Origin of the sequence: Micrococcus sp. KRD012 (assembly GCF_017168555.1) — a bacterium.
GTDB lineage: Bacteria > Actinomycetota > Actinomycetes > Actinomycetales > Micrococcaceae > Micrococcus > Micrococcus luteus.
In genome coordinates this window covers 38,072-55,450 of sequence record NZ_JABFBB010000020.1, presented here as the reverse complement: position 1 = coordinate 55,450, position 17,379 = coordinate 38,072, and the positions used below count along the sequence as shown (strand labels likewise).

Below are 17,379 nucleotides of genomic sequence, written 5' to 3'. Positions count from 1 at the left end.
GAACCGGGGGCGTCTCCGGCGGTGGGGGCGCCGAGTGACGTCCATGCGTGGGCCGCCCTGGGCTGGTACGCGCTCACCGGTCGGGCGCCGGGCGCCGCCGGGCATCGGGCGCCGCTGCCCGTCCTGGTCCCCGAAGCGTCCCCCGAGCTCGCGCTGCTGCTCGATGCGGCGCTCTCCCCGGACCCGGCGGCGCGGCCGAGCGCGGAGGAGGCCGCCGCAGCCGTATACGCGACGGCCCGGCCCGAGCCGGTCCCGCTGGGAGAGGCCGCCCCCGCCGAGGTGGCGCACCTGCTGCCCACGGTGCTGCCGGGCTCCGGGCCCACGCGGCGACGCCGGGGACGACGCGCGGCTCCGAGACGGCGCGCGCTCGCGCGCCGACGGGGGGCGGCGCCACGCCGGGGCGTCCTCGTGGCCGCCGGGCTGGCCACCGCGCTGGCCGTCGGCGGCGGCACCGCCGGGCTGTGGTGGCCGGCGTCCCTGGGCGACGCGACGGAGGGGGCGCCGGAGCCGGCGGGCGCGGTGCCGGCCGGCACCTCGGTGGACGCGGCGCGCCCGGCGGACGGGACGCCGGAGAGCGGGACGCCGGCGAGGGTGCCGGACGCGGGTGCCCCCGGCGAAGACGCCGCCGGGGAGGACGCCGTCGACGTGGGCGAGGCGCTGGCCGCGGTCGGCCACGCCCGGACTGCCGCGCTCATCGACCCGGAGCCTGCGCGACTGGACGCCTACGCCGTGCCCGGGGGACCGGCGTGGGAGAACGACCGGGATCTGCTGCGCCGGCTGACGGACGAGGGGTTCGCCTTCTCCGGCCTCGAGGTGACGGTGGAGCAGGCCGGACCCGCCCGGCGGGCCGGGGACGACGCGCTGCGTGTCGACGCCGTGCTCCGGACGTCGGCCCACACCGTGCTGGACCGCGCGGGACGCGTGGCGGCGCATCGGGAGGCGACGGCCGAGGAGGTCGTGCTGGTCCTGCGCAGCGGCCACGGAGAGGGCCCCGAGGGGCGGGACGGCGGCGCGGCGGGTCGGACGTGGCGGGTCGAGACCGTCGATCCGCGCTGACCCCGGGCCCGGATCCAGCGCCGGAGGCCGGCGGTCCAGACGGGGGGACGCCGCGGGCCCCGGGGAGAAGCTCCCCGGGGCCCGCGGCGTGGTGCGGCGTCAGCCGCCTGGGCTGATCACTGCCAGAGGACGGCGACCAGGATGTTCACCAGGCCCAGACCGCCCACCGCGTGGGCCAGGCCCGTGGGCACGACCTCCCCGCGGTTGGACTTGCGGCGGCCGATCAGGGCGGCCACGAAGACGATGACGCCGATCAGGAACTTGACGCCCAGCTTCATGTGGTTCGGCTCCCCGCTCATGGCGAGGCCGAAAAGCACCACGCCGGAGACGATCATGCCCACGGAGCCCCACCACTGCGAGGTGGTGACGGTCGGGTTGCGGAAGTGCGCGAACCAACCGCCCACGATCGCTGCGGCGGACACGATGTGCACGGCCACCAGGATGCTGTGCAGGATATCCACAGTCCTTCTCCCTTTCCGTCAGAGACCCAGCTCGTTGGCGAACTCGCCGCCCTCGAGACGCTGACGCAGCGTCGTCAGGAAGCGGCCCGCGTCGGCCCCGTCCACCAGGCGGTGGTCGTAGGTCAGGGACAGGTACATCATGTGGCGGATGGCGATCGAGTCGTTGCCGTCCGTGTCGGTCACCACCATGGGGCGCTTGACGATCGCACCGATGCCCAGGATCGCGACCTGCGGCTGGTTGATGATCGGCGTGTCGAACAGCGCGCCCACGGAGCCGATGTTCGTGATCGAGAACGTGCCGCCCGAGAGCTCGTCCGGCGAGATCTTGTTCGTGCGGGTGCGCTCGGCCACGTCGGCGATCTTCTGGGCGAGGCCCGTCAGGTTCAGGGAGCCGGCGTCCTTGATGACGGGCACCAGCAGCCCCTTCTCCGTGTCCACGGCGATCGCGATGTCCTCGGACGCGTGGTACGTGATCTCCTTGTTGTCCTCGGAGAACGACGCGTTCAGCTTGGGGTGCTGCTTGAGGGCCTCGGCGACCGCCTTGGTGATGAACGGCAGGTACGTCAGGTTCACGCCGGCCTGCTGCTGGAAGGAGGCCTTGGCCTTCTTGCGCAGCTGCACGATGCGGGTGACGTCCACCTCGTGCACCTGGGTCAGCTGGGCGGACAGGTCGAGGGACTCGCGCATGCGCTGGGCGATGACCTGGCGGATGCGCGGCGCCTTCTCCACCTCGCCGCGGACCGAGGGGTCCACGGAGGAGCTCGCGGCCGGGGCGGACGCAGCGGCCGGGGCGGACGACGGGGCGGCAGCCTCGGAGGCCTGCTCGGCCGGAGCCTCGGACCCGCCCGCGGCGGCCTGCGAGGCCAGCGCGGCGGCGAGCACGTCCTGCTTGCGGATGCGGCCGCCGACGCCCGTGCCGCGAACCGTGGACAGGTCCACGTTGTTCTGGTGGGCCAGGCGGCGCACCAGCGGGGTCACGTAGCCCTGGCCGGGCTCGGTGGCGGAGGGCGCCTCGGCGGACTCGGCCTGCGCGGAGTCGCGCTCAGCGGACTCGCGCCGGGAGGCCTCCTCGGACGGAGACGCCTCCGGCGTCTTCTCCGACTTCTCGGCGCCGGCGGCCTCGGCGGCCTCCTCGGTCTCCTCGGGGGCCTCGGCCTCGGTCGCCTTGTCCTCGATCTCCTCGGCGGACGCCTCGTCCTGACCGGAGGAGCCCTCCGACGGGGCGGAGCCGCCGCCGGCGGAGCCGGAGCCGACGAGTGCGAGGACGGCGCCCACCTCGACGGTGTCGTCCTCCTCCGCACGGATCTCCAGGAGGGTGCCCGCCACGGGGGAGGGGATCTCGGTGTCGACCTTGTCGGTGGAGACCTCGAGCAGCGGCTCGTCGACCTCGACCTCGTCGCCGACGGACTTCAGCCAGCGGGTCACGGTGCCCTCGGTCACGGACTCGCCCAGCGCGGGCAGGGTGACCTCGGAGGCCTCGCCGCCGGCCGACGGGGCCCCGTCCGAGCCCTGGTCGGTGGAGGCGCGCTCCTCCGGAGCCGGCTCGCCTGCGGGCTCCTGCTGGGCGTCGTCCTGCTGCGCCTCCTCGACGGCGGGCTCCTCGGCCGCGGCGTCGTCCTCCGACGCGTCGGCGGAGCCGCCGCCGGAGCCGTCGCCGATCGTGGCCAGCGGGGCGCCGACCTCGACCGTGTCGTCCTCCTCGACCAGGATCTCCTCGAGCACGCCGGCCACGGGGGACGGGATCTCGGTGTCGACCTTGTCGGTGGAGACCTCCACCAGGGGCTCGTCGACGGCGACCTCGTCGCCGACGGCCTTGAGCCAGCGGGTCACGGTGCCCTCGGTGACGGATTCGCCCAGGGCGGGCAGGTTCACGGTTTCAGACATGGTTCCGATGCTCCTCATGAGGGGTGGGCGCCGGGGGCGCCCACCCGGGGTTGCGAGGTGGGCCCGACGCACGGGCCCGGGATGGTCAGTGCGGTGGGTCAGCTGTGCAGCGGGTGGCCGAACAGGGCCATGGCGGCCTCGCCCAGGGCCTCGTTCTGCGTGGGGTGCGCGTGCACGAACTGGGCGACGTCCTCGGGGTAGGCCTCCCAGTTCACGATGAGCTGCGCCTCGCCGATCTGCTCGCCGATGCGCTTGCCGATGCCGTGCACGCCCACGATCGGGCCGTTCTTCTGGCGGATCATCTTGATGATGCCGCCGGTGCCGAGGATCGAGGACTTGCCGTTGCCGGCCAGGTTGTACTCGGCGACCTCGACGTTGTCCTTGCCGAACTTCTCCTCCGCCTTGGGCTGGGTGTAGCCCACGGACATGATCTCCGGCTCGGTGAAGGTGACCTTCGGGATGTTGATGTCCTCGACGACCATCGGCTTGTTGCCGGCGATCTCCTCGGCCACGAAGATGCCCTGCTGGAAGCCGCGGTGCGCCAGCTGCAGACCGGGAACGATGTCGCCCACGGCGTAGATGTTGCCGACGCCGGTGTGCAGACGCTCGTCGGTGAGGACGAAGCCGCGGTCCATCTTGACGCCCTGCTCCTCGTAGCCGAGGCCCTCGGTGTTCGGGCCGCGGCCGACGGCGACGAGGCAGACCTCGGCCTCGAACTCCTTGCCGTCCGCGAGGGTCACCTTGACGCCCGAGTCGGTCTCCTCGACCTTGTCGAAGAACGTGCCCAGGTTGGTCTTGATGCCCTTCTTCTTGAACTCGCGCTCGAGGACCTTGATGATCGCCGGGTCCTCGTTGGGGACCAGGGTCTTCAGGCCCTCGATGATGGTGACGTCGACGCCGAAGGAGTTCCACAGGGACGCGAACTCGGAGCCGATGACACCGCCGCCGAGCACGATGGCCGACTTCGGGGTGTAGTCCAGCTCGAGGGCCTCCGTGGAGGTCATGATCTTCTTGGAGATGGGCAGGCCCATGGTCTTGGCCACGGAGCCGGAGGCCAGCACGATGTTCTCCGCCGTGTAACGGGTGCCGTCGACCTCGACCTCGTTCTTCGAGACGAGCTTGCCCTCGCCCTCGATGACCTGGACCTTGCGCATCTTCAGCAGGCCGGCCAGGCCCTTGTGCTTGCCGGCGACGATGCCGTCCTTGTAGTCGCGCACCTTCGCCATGTCCACGGACTCGAGGGTCGCGTTGACGCCGAACTTGGCGGCGTTGCGGGTCTCATCGGCCACCTCGGCGGCGTGCAGGTAGGCCTTCGTGGGGATGCAGCCCCAGTGCAGGCAGGTGCCGCCGACCTTGGACTTCTCCACGAGGGCGACGGACTTGCCGTACTGCACGGAACGCAGGGCTGCGGCGTACCCGGCGGAGCCACCGCCGAGGACGAGGACGTCGAATTCCTGAGCGGTTGCCTTGTCGGCCACGGTGTTGCTCCTTGGTGCTGGGGTCGGTGGATCCTGGTGGTGGTGCGTCACCGCCACCCCCGGCCGTCGGCGGCGGGCCGCGCGGCCGGGGACGCGGTGGACATCGGGACCAACCTTACCGGGCACGCCCCTCGATGAGACCCACCAGGGTCCGCACCATCACGCCGGTGGCGTCCTGCGGGGTGTAGCCGTACGCGGCCGACTCGTTGAAGGAGGGGCCGGCGATGTCGAGGTGGGCCCAGGGGGTCCGTGCGGCGGCGTCGCCCTCCGACCGTCCGGCGTCGACGAATTCGCGCAGGAAGGTGGCGGCGGTCATCATGCCGCCGAAGCGGTCGCCCATGTTGGAGATGTCCGCGACGCGCGAAGTGAGCGAGGCGCGCAGCTGCTCCGGCAGGGGCATGCCCCACGCGAGCTCCCCGGCCGCGTCGGCCGCGGCGACGACCTCGTCGCGCAGCGCGTCGTCACCCATGACGCCCGTGTGGCGCACGCCGAGGGCGACCAGCTGGGCACCGGTGAGGGTGGCCACGTCGAGCACCGCGTCGGGTCGCTCGTCGGTGGCCGCCACGAGGGCGTCGGCCATGACGACGCGGCCCTCGGCGTCCGTGTTCATGACCTCCACGGTCTTGCCGCCGTACATCGTGATGACGTCGGACGGGCGGATGGCGGTGCCCGAGGGCATGTTCTCGGCCAGCGCCAGCCAGCCGGTCACCTTCACAGGGACGTCCAGGGCCGCGGCGGCGCGCACGACGGCGAAGACGGTGGCGGCGCCGGCCATGTCCGACTTCATCGTCATCATCGAGGCGGCGGGCTTCAGCGAGATGCCGCCCGTGTCGAAGGTGATGCCCTTGCCCACCAGCGCGATGTGCGCGGCGGCGTCGGCCGGCGCGTGCTCGATGCGCACGAGCCGCGGCGGGCGGGAGGAGCCCTGGCCGATCGCGAGGATGCCGCCGAAGCCCTCGGCGCGCAGGCGGTCCTCGTCCCACACGTCCACGCTCACGGACGAGTCCGCGAGGTCCTCCGCGACGGCGTCCGCGAACGTGGCCGGGTAGAGGTGCGAGGGGGCCGTGTTCACCAGGTCGCGCACGGCGCAGACCGCGTCGCCCACGACGGCGGCCCGGCGCAGCACGGGGTCGGCGTCCGCGGCGGCGAGCGGGGTGACGACCTCGACCTCGCGGACGGGACGGGACGTGTCCGTCTCGGCGCGGGCGCGCTCGGACTTCTGGGCGGTGAAGGCGTACGCGCCCAGGACGGCGCCCTCGGCGACGGCGGCCAGTCGGGCCGGGGTGTCGGCCGGCAGGGCCAGGGCCACGGCGTCGGTGCCGGCCAGGGAGCGCACGGCAGCCCCGGCGGCGCGGCGCAGGGACTCGTCCGCGGCCTCGCCGTCGTCGTCCAGACCGCCGACGCCGGCCAGGACCAGCAGCGGCACTGGCACGCCGCCCAGGCCCGGCAGGCGATGGACCTCGTCCTCGGCGCCCCGCACGCCCAGCAGCTCGAACGAGGCCTCGAGGGCGGTGGCCGCCTCGGCCGGCAGCGCGTCCGTCAGGAGCACGGGGCCGTCCGGGCCGGTGCCCACCCCCACCACGAGGGCGGAGGCGGTCAAGTCCTCCAGGGCGCGGGCGGTCAGGGTCGGGCGGTCCAGGGTGATCACGGACGGGCCTCTCTTCCGGGGGTGGGGCCCCCACCCCCGGAAGAGAGGCCCGTCCGTGATCACCCTGGACCGCCCGACCCTGACCGCCCGCGCCCTGGAGGACTTGACCGCCTCCGCCCTCGTGGTGGGGGTGGGCACCGGCCCGCGTCATCCTAGCCAGAGGGCTCGCGCGCCCGTCCAGGGCGCGCGGGCGCGGAATAGGAGGGTGCCGTGCCGTGGTTGACTGACGCCAGAGGACAGGGAGGGATCCGCGTCCGCCGCCATCCGGGCGGCGGGGACGGCTCTCCCGCAGACGGACCACCGGAAGGGGAACGAGACGTGCAGGACGCCGCGCCGCTGTACACCCGTCATGAGGGGGCGCCCGTGCCCCCCGGCCTGGGCATGCTCGTGGCCCTGACCGGGCACATGGACGCGGGCCGGGTCGCTCGGCAGGTGCGGGCCGCGCTGCACGAGCACCTGACCCATCGGACCGTCGTCTCCTTCGACGTCGACTCGATGTTCGACTACCGCGCCCGGCGTCCCCGGCTCCGGTTCGACCGGGACCGCTACCGTGATCTGCGCCTGCCCGCGCTCGAGGTGCAGCTGGTCGAGGACCTGCTCGGCCACCCCTTCCTGCTGCTGTCCGGCCCCGAGCCGGACTTCCGGTGGCAGGCGGTGACGGAGGCCGTGCTCGGCCTCGCGCAGGAGTGGGAGGTGGACTCGCTCACCTTCCTCGACGCGGCCCCGCTGCCCGTGCCGCACACGCGGCGGCTCGGGGTCACGACGCACGGGTCCCGCGCCGATGCCGTCGAGGGGCTGTCCACCTGGAGCCCGCAGGCGGACATCGTCGCGGGGCTGCTGCAGATGCTCGAGCTGCGCGCCGAGGAGGCGGACCTGCCGACGGCGGGCTACACCGTCCATGTGCCGCACTACGTGGCCGAGGCGTCCTTCCCCCAGGCGGCCGTGGCCGCGCTCGAGTACGCGGGGGCCGCCATGGGGCTCATGCTGCCCTCGGACGACCTGCGAGACGCCTCGCGGGACATCGAGGCCGAGCTGGAGCGCCAGATCTCCGGGTCCGGGGAGATCCAGCAGATGATCGCCGGCCTGGAGCGCAACTACGACCAGAACGCCGAGGACCAGGAGCGGTCGCTGCTGGAGACCGAGCAGGGCCTGCCCGACGGGGACGAACTCGCCTCCGCCGTCGAGGCGTACCTCGCCGCGCGGGACGCCGGCGGCGGGTCCGCTCCTGCACAGGAGGACGGACCCGGCCGTCCGTCCACCGGCGACGGGGACTGATCCCACCGCGGGCGCCCGGTCGGCCAGGGTGGCGGCATGGAAGCCCCCACCTCACTCGACGTCCCCGTCCTGCCGGCCCGCGGCCCGGAGGACCTGCTCGCCTACGTCGGCCACGCCCTCGGGCGGTTGCCCGAGGGCAGCCTGGTCCTCCTCACCCTGCGCGACGGGCGCCTGCGCGCCGTGGTGCGGGTCGACCTGCCTCCCGAGGAGGTCGACGTCGGCGCCTGGGCCTGCGCCGTGGCCGAGGTGTGCCGGCGGGACGCAGCCGCGGACGCGACGCTCTGCCTCGCGCTGCCGGACGGCGCCCGGGCCACGCTCGCCCGTCCCGGCTGGGCCGCGGCGCTCGACGACGCCCTGGCGTCCGCGGGTCGCCCCCTGACCGCGGCCTGGACGTGCGCGCGGGGACGGGCGCGCCCCTGGTGGGGGAGCGGCGTCGCCGAGGAGGGCCCGCTCGACCCCCGAGCCGCGCCGCTGTCCCTGCACCTGATGACCCGCGGTTCGGTCTGGGACCGTGCAGCAGTGCCCGACCCGGTCCCGCGCCGCGGTCCCGCGGCGGCCCGGGCCGACGACGCGCGGTGGCGGCCTCCCGAGCAGGACGCGCCCGCGGCACGCCGCGCGTGGCTGGCGCAGTGGGAGTCGGTGCTGACCGGCGCGGCTCGTGACCGCGGCGCGCCCGCACCGGCCGTGCTGGGCTCGCCGCTGACGCGTCCGGCCTGGCGCGACGGCCTGCTGCTCCATGCCGCCGCGCCGTCCGGCGCGGCCACGGGGGATCCGGGGGACGAGGAACGGATCCTCACCGCGGCCTCGGGCCGGGCGCCGGCCTGGGATCGGCTGGACGCCCTGCGGGCGGGGCTGCGCGCGCTCGTGCCCGTCGCGACGCCGGCTGTGGCGGCGCAGGCCCTGGCGCTGGCCGGGTGGGTCGGCTGGGCCCGCGGCCACGGCTCCGACGCGGACGCCCACCTGACCGCGGCGGCGGCGCTGAGTCCCGGCGACCCGTTCGTCTCCGTCCTGCGACGCATCGTGGCCGCGGGGTGCGTCGCAGGCTGGGCGACCGACCCGGCCACCGCGTGGCGGCCCGACGGTGGCCGCCCATGAGAGAATGATGCGGCTTCACGACGGCACGGCCGACCGCAGCCCGTTTCCCGGGTTCGGAATAGATCGGTCTCAGCCGTCGTTGGCACTCACGGACCCTGCAGTCGGCGGGCCCGGACGACGTCGGTCGTCCGAGGCCGCGACTTGACAGGGTCACGTGTCTATGGACTGCAAGGATCCGCGGGTGGCCGCGGACGAGACGGAAAGGCCTCGAGTGACCACTTCGACGACCAGCGGTGTGCAGGACGGCAAGGAGACCACTGCCTCCGAGGCCACGACCACGCGCACCCGCTCCACGGCAGCCAAGAAGTCGGCAGCCAAGAAGTCGGCAGCCACGAAGAGCGCCACGACCAAGGGCGCTACGACGCGGACGACCGCGACGAAGTCGGCGGCGACCAAGACCGCTGCCACGCCGACGGCCAAGAAGAAGGCGACCCGGAAGCCCACCGCGGCCAAGACCACCGCCACGGCCAAGACCACCGCCGCGAAGAAGACCGCCACGACCGGGGGCAAGAAGGCCACCGCGTCCGCCGCCTCCGCCGAGCAGGCCGAGGACGACGAGGAGCTCGTCCAGGCGCGCGAGCGCACCGAGGCCGCGGACGCCGTCGAGGAGGACGTGGTGGCGGATGAGACCGCCACCGAAGACTCTGATGATGAGGACGCGGACGGCTCGGACGCTCCGGAGCGTCCGGCGATGGACGCGGAGGCCGTGACCGGCACGACGGCCGCCACAGGCCAGAAGGTGGCCCAGTCCAAGGGCGCGTTCGTCATGGACGACTCCGAGGACGACGCCCCGGTGCAGCAGGTGGTCGTGGCGGGCGCCACGGCGGACCCGGTGAAGGACTACCTGAAGCAGATCGGCAAGGTCGCCCTGCTCAACGCCGAGCAGGAGGTGGACCTGGCCATGCGCATCGAGGCCGGCCTCTACGCCGAGCACGTCGTGCAGCACGAGGCCTCCGACGACTACCGCGAGCGCCGGGACATCCAGCTGATCATCGCGGACGGGCGCAAGGCCAAGAACCACCTGCTCGAGGCCAACCTGCGTCTGGTGGTCTCCCTGGCCAAGCGCTACACCGGTCGCGGCATGCTGTTCCTGGACCTCATCCAGGAGGGCAACCTCGGCCTGATCCGCGCCGTCGAGAAGTTCGACTACACCAAGGGCTTCAAGTTCTCCACGTATGCCACGTGGTGGATCCGTCAGGCCATCACCCGCGCCATGGCGGACCAGGCCCGCACCATCCGCATCCCGGTGCACATGGTGGAGGTCATCAACAAGCTGGCCCGCGTGCAACGGCAGATGCTCCAGGACCTCGGCCGCGAGCCCACCCCGGAGGAGCTGGCCAAGGAGCTGGACATGACCCCGGAGAAGGTCGTGGAGGTGCAGAAGTACGGCCGCGAGCCCATCTCCCTGCACACCCCGCTCGGCGAGGACGGCGACTCCGAGTTCGGCGACCTGATCGAGGACTCCGAGGCCGTCGTGCCCGCGGACGCCGTCTCCTTCACGCTGCTCCAGGAGCAGCTGCACTCGGTGCTGGACACGCTCTCCGAGCGCGAGGCCGGTGTCGTCGCCATGCGCTTTGGCCTGACCGACGGCCAGCCCAAGACGCTGGACGAGATCGGCAAGGTCTACGGAGTGACACGAGAGCGCATCCGCCAGATCGAGTCGAAGACCATGTCCAAGCTGCGTCACCCCTCCCGCTCGCAGGTGCTCCGGGACTACCTGGACTGAGTCGCAGCGGCATGACGAAGGGCCGGACCCCCGCGGGGGTCCGGCCCTTCGTCATGCCGGGCGCGTCAGGCGCCGGCGGTGAGGCGGTCCGTCTCGTCCTGCCACAGCGCGGCCTGGGGACGCAGCGCGTCCTCGACGGCGCGGGCGTGGTGGGCGCAGAACTGGAGGGCACCGCCCGAGTGCAGCACGGCGCGGACGTAGGCCTGCGCGCCGCAGCGGTCGCAGCGGTCGGAACGGGTGAGGGCGGCCGGCTCGGCCACGGCGGTGATGGACATGGTGTCCTCCTCGGGTCTCTCGGGGCTGGAGGGCGACGACGCCGGTGGGGCGGGTCGGTCCTCCTCTTGTCCCATGGAACAGCAAGGATGGCAGGGAACTTCCCCGCGCGCCCGCCCCGCACCCGCGTTTCGCCACCCGCGTACGCAAGCAGCCGGGCCGGGCTGCCCAGGGACGTCCGGCCCGAACCCTGGCGTGTCCGGCCCGCGGAGTAGGCTGGACCGGCCGCCGTCGTCCACCGAAAGGCCCGCCCCGTGCCCGCGAACACCGAGTACAACGCCCGCCACCTCTCCGTGCTGGAGGGGCTCGAGGCCGTCCGCAAGCGGCCGGGCATGTACATCGGCTCCACCGATTCCCGCGGCCTCATGCACTGCCTCTGGGAGATCATCGACAACTCGGTGGACGAGGCTCTGGCCGGCTTCGGGCAGTCGATCGAGATCACCCTGCATCCGGACGGCTCCGTCGAGGTCGAGGACAACGGGCGCGGCATCCCCGTGGACGTGGAGCCGCGCACCGGCCTGTCCGGCGTCGAGGTGGTGTTCACCAAGCTCCACGCCGGCGGCAAGTTCGGCGGCGGTTCCTACGCCGCCTCGGGTGGCCTGCACGGCGTGGGCGCGTCGGTGGTCAATGCCCTGTCCTCGCGCCTGGACGTGCAGGTGCTGCGCGGCGGCAAGGTCCACCAGATGTCGTTCCGGCGCGGCGAGCCGGGCCGCTTCCAGGACGGGTCGCGCCCGTCGCCAGACGCCCCGTTCGAGCCGTCCACGGACGCCTCGCCGCTGGACGTCGTCGGGAAGGCCAAGCGCGGGCAGACCGGCACGCGCGTGCGCTACTGGGCGGACGAGCAGATCTTCGTGAAGGACGCGACGTTCTCCGCCGAGGAGCTCCAGGCGCGGGCGCGCCAGACCGCCTACCTGATCCCGGGCCTGCGGATCACGGTCAAGGACCTGCGCCGCCGACCCGGCACGCCCGGCGCCGACGGCCCGGTCGAGGAGGTCTTCCAGTACGACGGCGGCATCTCCGAGTTCGTGGAGCACCTCACGCCCGCCACCCCGGTGACGGACGTGTGGCGGATCCAGGGCTCCGGCACCTTCAAGGAGCGGGTCCCGGTGCTCGGCGAGGACGGGCGCACCTCCATGCAGGATGTGCAGCGCACGTGCGAGGTGGACGTCGCCCTGCGCTGGGACGTCGGCTACGACACCGTGTTCCGGTCCTTCGTGAACATCATCGCCACGCCCAAGGGCGGCACCCATCAGTCCGGGTTCGAGGCGGCACTGCTGAAGGTGTTCCGGGCCCAGGTGGAGGCCAACGCGCGCCGGCTCAAGGCGGGGTCGGACAAGGTGGAGAAGGACGACGTGCTGGCCGGCATGACCGCCGTCCTGACGGTGCGGCTCGCCGAGCCGCAGTTCGAGGGGCAGACCAAGGAGATCCTCGGCACCTCCGCGGTGCGGCGGATCGTCTCCCAAGTGGTGGAGAAGCAGCTGACCGCCCGCCTCACCTCCACGGCCCGCGCCCAGAAGCAGCAGGTGCACACGCTGCTGGAGAAGGTCGTCGCCGAGATGAAGTCGCGCATCTCCGCGCGCACCCACAAGGAGAACCAGCGGCGCAAGAACGCCCTGGAGACCTCGACGATGCCGGCCAAGCTGGCGGACTGCCGCAGCAACGACGTCGCCTCCTCCGAGCTGTTCATCGTCGAGGGCGACTCGGCGCTCGGCACCGCCAAGCTGGCCCGGTCCTCCGACTTCCAGGCCCTGCTGCCGATCCGGGGCAAGATCCTGAACGTGCAGAAGGCCTCCGTCTCGGACATCCTGGCCAATGCCGAGTGCGCGGCGCTGATCCAGGTCGTCGGGGGTGGTGCGGGGCGCAGCTTCGACCTGGATGCGGCCCGCTACGGCAAGGTCGTGCTGATGACGGACGCGGACGTGGACGGTGCCCACATCCGCACCCTCCTGCTGACGCTCTTCTTCCGCTACATGCGGCCCATGGTCGAGGCCGGGCGCGTGTACGCGGCCGTCCCGCCGCTGCACCGGATCGAGGCGGTGACCCGGGGCGTCAAGGAACGCGAGGTCATCTACACGTACTCCGAGCAGGAGCTGCACGCGACGCTCGCCCGCCTGGAGCGGGAGGGCCGCTCGTATCGCGAGCCGATCCAGCGCTACAAGGGTCTGGGCGAGATGGACGCGGACCAGCTGGCCGAGACCACCATGGACCCGCGCCACCGCATGCTCCGCCGCGTGAACATCGCCGAGGTGGAGGCCGCCGAGCGCGTCTTCGACCTGCTCATGGGTTCCGCGGTGGCCCCGCGCAAGGACTTCATCGTCTCCCACGCCGACGAGCTGGACCGCGAGCGCATCGACGCCTGACCCTCCGCTTTCGTTCGGGAAACGGCGGCGCGGCCGCCGCCGTTTCCCGAACGAAAGCGGCGTGACCCGCGCCGTTTCCCGAACGAAAGCTCGGGACGGGCGCTCGTTCCGGCCGCGGCGGGCGTCAGCGGTCGCGGTAGTACGCCGCGACGCGGTGCAGGCCCTCGTCGATGCTCACGGTCGGCGTCCACGCGAGGACCTCACGGGTGCGACGCTGGTCGAACCAGTGGGCGGTCGAGAGCTGCTCGGCGAGGAACTCGGTCAGCGGCGGCTCGCCGTCGTCGGAGCCCACGCCCCGGGACCGCAGCCCGAACAGGTCACGCTCCCACGCCCGCTCGATCAGGGCGCCGGCGCGCCGGGCCAGGCCCGCCGGGACGCGGCGCTCGGGCTCCGTGGCGCCGCCCGCCAGCGCGATCTGGCGGATCAGCTCGCCGACCGGTCGCGGCTCGCCGTTGGTCACCACGAGGGCCTCGCCGTGGTGCACGTCCGCCGCGGACACGGCCGCCACCACGGCTTCGACGGCGTTGGCCGTGTACAGCGTGTCGACCAGGGGAGCGCCCGTGCCGAGCACGGGCATCCGCCCGGCCCGCGCGCGCTGCACGATCCGGTCGGTGAGCTGCAGGTCCCCGGGCCCCCACATCAGGTGGGGGCGCAGCACGAGGACGCGGAAGTCGTCGCGGTCGGCGGCCAGGGCCAGACGCTCGCCGGCCGCCTTCGTGCGGGCGTAGGGTCCGCGCGCGTGCTCGGGGCTGGCGGCTCCGGCGCCCTCGCCGACGATGGAGTCGCCGGCGTGCGCCACGGAGGGGGAGGAGACGTGGACGAAGCGTCGCACGCCGTGCCGCTGCGCGGCGTGCAGGAGGATGCGCGTGCCCTCGACGTTCACGGCCTCGTACTCGTGCTTGGGGCCGGACACGGACACCTTCGCGGCCACGTGCACCACGGTGTCCGCGCCGGTCAGGGCCTCCTCGACGGCGGCCGGGTCGGTCACCGACCCGCGCACGTCCCGCGCACCGGGCACGCCCGAGGGACGCCGCTGCAGGGTGGTCACGTCGTTGTCGGCATCGGCGAGCACCCGGGCGACGCCCGCGCCCAGCAGCCCCGAGGCGCCGGTCACCAGGACGCGGCGCGACTCGAGGCGCTCGACGAGGTCGGGCATGCCGGCGGCATCGAGGCCGACGTCGTAGCCGAAGCCGCTCACAGCGCACCCACCTTCCCGCCGGCGAGCACGGCCTCCGCCCAGTCGGCCACCCGGGCGCGGTCGATCTTGGAGTTGTGCCGGATGTCCGTGGGGATCTCATCGGCCACGAGCACCGCGGCCACCGGCAGCGGCTCGAGGGCCGCGCGCACGGCGGAGGCCAGCGCGGTCGGGGCGAGGCCCTGCTTGGGCCGGCCGTCCCGGTGGTGACCCGGGCGCCGCGCCGGGCGCGTGGCCGGCACGGCCGCCTCCACGACGACGACCACGGCCTGCGTGCCCCGGGGCCCGACGCCGACGACGGCGCTGCGCCGCACCGGCCCGAGGGCGTCGACGGTCTTCTCGGGCCCGCCCGGACCGACCGGGCCCTCGGGCGTTGTGATCACGTGCTGGAGCCGACCCTCGAGCCAGACGCGGCCCTCGGCGTCGAAGTGGCCGACGTCCGCGGTGCGGTGCCAGACCCGGCCGTCCCGCCGCCACAGCCCGTCGCGCTTGCTCTGCTGGTCGGTGTGCCAGAGCGCGTCGTAGCGGTCCTTCAGGTGGGGGGCGCTGACCACGATCTCGCCGAGGACGCCGTGGCCCCGCGCGGGGTCGAGGATGACGTCCTCGGCGCTGCCGTCCTCGAGCAGCGGCGCGATGGCCAGGGACACCGTGGGCAGCGCGGAGCCCACGCAGACGCCCTCGTCGTCGGCGGCGCGCAGGCGCTGCACTTCGGCGCCGTCGATGTCCGTGAGCAGCAGCCCCTCGGTCATGCCCCACGGCGTGTGGACCCGGGCGTTCGGCATCAGGTCCGAGACCTGCCGCATCAGCTGCGGGTGCACGGGGGCGCCGGCCGAGAGCACGAGGCGCACGGCGTCGAGGGCCTCGCGCCGGGGCGCGTCGAGGCCGTCGGCGGTCGCGACCACGTTCGCCAGGGCGGCGGGGGAGGCGAACAGCACGCTCGACTGCCCGGCGATCGCGGCGTCGGCCAGCTTCTGCGCGGTGAGGGTGGCCGGCTGGGTGACGTCCATGTCCGGGGAGACGGACGCGGCGCCGAGGGCGGGTCCGAGCAGCGCGAACGGGGCGAAGCCGGCGAGCAGGGAGCCGCCCGGGCGGATGCCCAGGGTGCGGGAGATCAGCGCCACGAGGCGGCCCAGCCGCTCGTGCGTGTACACGACGCCCTTGGCCGGGCCCGTGGAGCCGGAGGTGAACAGCACCGCGGCGTCCGCGTCCAGGGCGGGCTCGGGCAGCACGGTGCCGTGCTCGTCGACGGCGTCGCCCGCGGCCGGGTCGCGGTGGCGGTCGACCATCGCGTAGAGAGAGTCGGAGACGTCGAGCAGGCGGCGCTGGGCGGCGCCCGGCTCGGTCACGGAGATCCGGGTGCCCGGCCAGGACTGGGCGCGGGCCAGCGTCAGCCCGGGGGTGCGGCCGATGATCCAGCGGGGGCGGGCCGACTTCATCGCCCGGGTCATGCCCTTGACGCCGAGGCCCTGGTCCGCCACCACGGCGACGGCGCCCACGCGCAGCACGGCGTACAGGGCCGCCGACAGGTCCCGGCCCGGCGGCACGAGCATGGCGACCCGGTCGCCCGGCCGCATGCCCGCGGCCCACAGCCCGGTGGCGATGGCCGAGACCATCTCCTGCAGCTCGCCCCAGGTGACGGCCACGGGTCGGCGGGCGGTGCCCACGAGCGAGCGGCCGGCCTGGGCGCCGGCCATGTCCACCAGCGCGGTGTACTCGCGGTGGTCCGAGCCGGGGGCGCCCCAGTCGCGGAGGTGGTCCCAGAGTCGGACCACGCCGGGCTCGCGGGCTCCGGGCTCCTCCCCGAGGTCCACCTCCAGGCCCGGGTCGGCGGCCGCGTCGGCGGTGGCGTGCGGGACGGGGCCCGGCAGCCCCGAGGCGGGGTCGGAGAGCTGGCCGCCGCGCAGCAGCTGGGCCCACTGCAGCAGGGGCGCGGTGATGTCGCGGTCGTCCACGAGCAGGTGCCCCGCCTGCTCGTAGCGGTGCACGCGCGCGTGGGGCAGGCGGTCGCGGAGGTCGTCGAGGTAGCGGTCCAGGAAGACCGGGTCGTCGGCGCCCCACAGGATGAGGGCGGGCACGTCGGTGCGACCCAGGGCGGCGAGGTCCTCGCCCACCCGCTGCAGTTCGGGATGGCTGCCGTGGCCGGGGTCGGCCGGGATGTCCGCGACGAAGCCGCCGACGCCGCCGCGTCGGGCCGCCGTGTCGTAGGGCAGGTGGTAGGCGGCCCGGGTCTCGCGGTCGAGGGCCGGGGTGGCGAGGGAGGTCGTCACGGACAGGAAGGCGTCCGTGGTGACGGTGGAGGCCGGCAGGACGGGCCCGGCGAGGGCGGCCTGCAGCGGGGCGGGGATCGGCGCCCCCTCGGGCTGGTGGACCGCGGTGTTCAGGGTCGCGACGCCGGCCACCAGCTCCGGATGACGCGCCGCCCAGCCGAGGGACACGACGCCGCCCCAGTCGTGGCCGAGCGTGATCAGCGGGTGGCCGGTGGCTGCCAGGTCGCGCAGCCCGAGAGCCGCCAGCAGGGCGTCCAGGTCGGCGATGCGGCCGCCCAGCGTGCGGTAGGTGTCGCCGGCACGGCCCATCGACGCGGCGGACGGGGAGCCCGCGTGCGCGAGGCGCTCGGAGAAGCCCATGTCTAGCTGGTCCGGCGCCACGACGCGCCACGCGGCCATGCCCCGGCGTGCCCGGCGCACGGTCTCCGCGAGCAGGGACCGCCACAGCCAGGACCACGTCGGGTTGCCGTGCAACGCCACGATCGTGCCGACGATCTCCGCCCCGGCCGCCGCGAGCACGGGACCGGTGTCCGCCACGTGCAGCGTCCGCACGGTCCCCTCCGGGTCCGCGGCGGAGCGGATCTCCACGAGGCGGGACCACGCCGGGTCCCAGCCGGGCAGTCGGTCGGCCGGCGGCAGGGCGGCGGGGGCGGCGGGGATC

The 17,379-nt window shown here is 74.0% G+C and carries 11 protein-coding genes and 1 pseudogene; 5 read left to right on the top strand and 7 right to left on the bottom strand.

Features of this window, described 5'->3' with window-relative positions; all coding sequences use genetic code 11:
- Positions 1-1,056 (top strand): annotated as a pseudogene (locus tag J1M37_RS11560) (serine/threonine-protein kinase); the annotation flags it as partial.
- Between the two features lie 116 nt (positions 1,057-1,172).
- Here J1M37_RS11560 and J1M37_RS08355 read toward each other — a convergent pair.
- The 4 genes from J1M37_RS08355 to J1M37_RS08340 all read right to left on the bottom strand — a co-directional run bounded on the left by J1M37_RS08355 (position 1,173) and on the right by J1M37_RS08340 (position 6,527).
- Positions 1,173-1,517 carry a hypothetical protein gene (locus tag J1M37_RS08355; RefSeq protein ID WP_010078527.1) on the bottom strand — a complete coding sequence of 115 codons (345 nt, stop codon included), beginning with the start codon at positions 1,515-1,517 and terminating at the stop codon, positions 1,173-1,175.
- Positions 1,518-1,535: 18 nt separating this feature from the next.
- Complete coding sequence (gene sucB / locus J1M37_RS08350) at positions 1,536-3,401, bottom strand: 2-oxoglutarate dehydrogenase, E2 component, dihydrolipoamide succinyltransferase (protein WP_206452436.1); 1,866 nt, start codon at positions 3,399-3,401, stop codon at positions 1,536-1,538.
- A 98-nt stretch (positions 3,402-3,499) separates the two neighbouring features.
- Positions 3,500-4,879 (bottom strand): dihydrolipoyl dehydrogenase, encoded by a 1,380-nt coding sequence (gene lpdA, locus J1M37_RS08345; protein WP_036336938.1) that lies wholly within the window; start codon positions 4,877-4,879, stop codon positions 3,500-3,502.
- A gap of 115 nt (positions 4,880-4,994) precedes the next feature.
- Positions 4,995-6,527 carry a leucyl aminopeptidase gene (locus tag J1M37_RS08340; protein WP_044659535.1) on the bottom strand — a complete coding sequence of 511 codons (1,533 nt, stop codon included), beginning with the start codon at positions 6,525-6,527 and terminating at the stop codon, positions 4,995-4,997.
- Between the two features lie 363 nt (positions 6,528-6,890).
- On the opposite strand from J1M37_RS08340, the gene J1M37_RS08335 reads away from it, so the two are divergent.
- The 3 genes from J1M37_RS08335 to J1M37_RS08325 all read left to right on the top strand — a co-directional run bounded on the left by J1M37_RS08335 (position 6,891) and on the right by J1M37_RS08325 (position 10,623).
- Positions 6,891-7,802, top strand: coding sequence for a PAC2 family protein (locus tag J1M37_RS08335; protein ID WP_342345132.1), 912 nt, complete (start codon positions 6,891-6,893; stop codon positions 7,800-7,802).
- 36 nt (positions 7,803-7,838) lie between these two features.
- On the top strand, positions 7,839-8,897 hold the full coding sequence (locus J1M37_RS08330) for a DUF4192 family protein (RefSeq protein WP_044659524.1): 1,059 nt from the start codon (positions 7,839-7,841) through the stop codon (positions 8,895-8,897).
- Positions 8,898-9,057: 160 nt separating this feature from the next.
- On the top strand, positions 9,058-10,623 hold the full coding sequence (locus J1M37_RS08325) for an RNA polymerase sigma factor (protein WP_205805457.1): 1,566 nt from the start codon (positions 9,058-9,060) through the stop codon (positions 10,621-10,623).
- A gap of 65 nt (positions 10,624-10,688) precedes the next feature.
- On the opposite strand, the gene J1M37_RS08320 is transcribed toward J1M37_RS08325, so the two are convergent.
- Entirely contained in the window at positions 10,689-10,898 is a 210-nt protein-coding gene (locus J1M37_RS08320; protein ID WP_002858172.1) for a DUF7455 domain-containing protein, read from the bottom strand.
- A 252-nt stretch (positions 10,899-11,150) separates the two neighbouring features.
- Here J1M37_RS08320 and J1M37_RS08315 point away from each other — a divergent pair, with 252 nt between their 5' ends.
- On the top strand, positions 11,151-13,256 hold the full coding sequence (locus tag J1M37_RS08315) for a DNA gyrase/topoisomerase IV subunit B (protein WP_044659526.1): 2,106 nt from the start codon (positions 11,151-11,153) through the stop codon (positions 13,254-13,256).
- 124 nt (positions 13,257-13,380) lie between these two features.
- On the opposite strand, the gene J1M37_RS08310 is transcribed toward J1M37_RS08315, so the two are convergent.
- Together J1M37_RS08310 and J1M37_RS08305 are read right to left on the bottom strand one after the other, a co-directional pair.
- Complete coding sequence (locus J1M37_RS08310; protein WP_073116527.1) at positions 13,381-14,454, bottom strand: NAD-dependent epimerase/dehydratase family protein; 1,074 nt, start codon at positions 14,452-14,454, stop codon at positions 13,381-13,383.
- The gene (locus J1M37_RS08305; RefSeq protein WP_206452435.1) at positions 14,451-17,378 is read right to left on the bottom strand and encodes an alpha/beta fold hydrolase; all 2,928 of its coding nucleotides are present in this window, start codon (positions 17,376-17,378) and stop codon (positions 14,451-14,453) included. The genes J1M37_RS08310 and J1M37_RS08305 overlap by 4 nt, the downstream gene beginning before the upstream one ends.
- Position 17,379 lies beyond the last annotated feature (1 nt).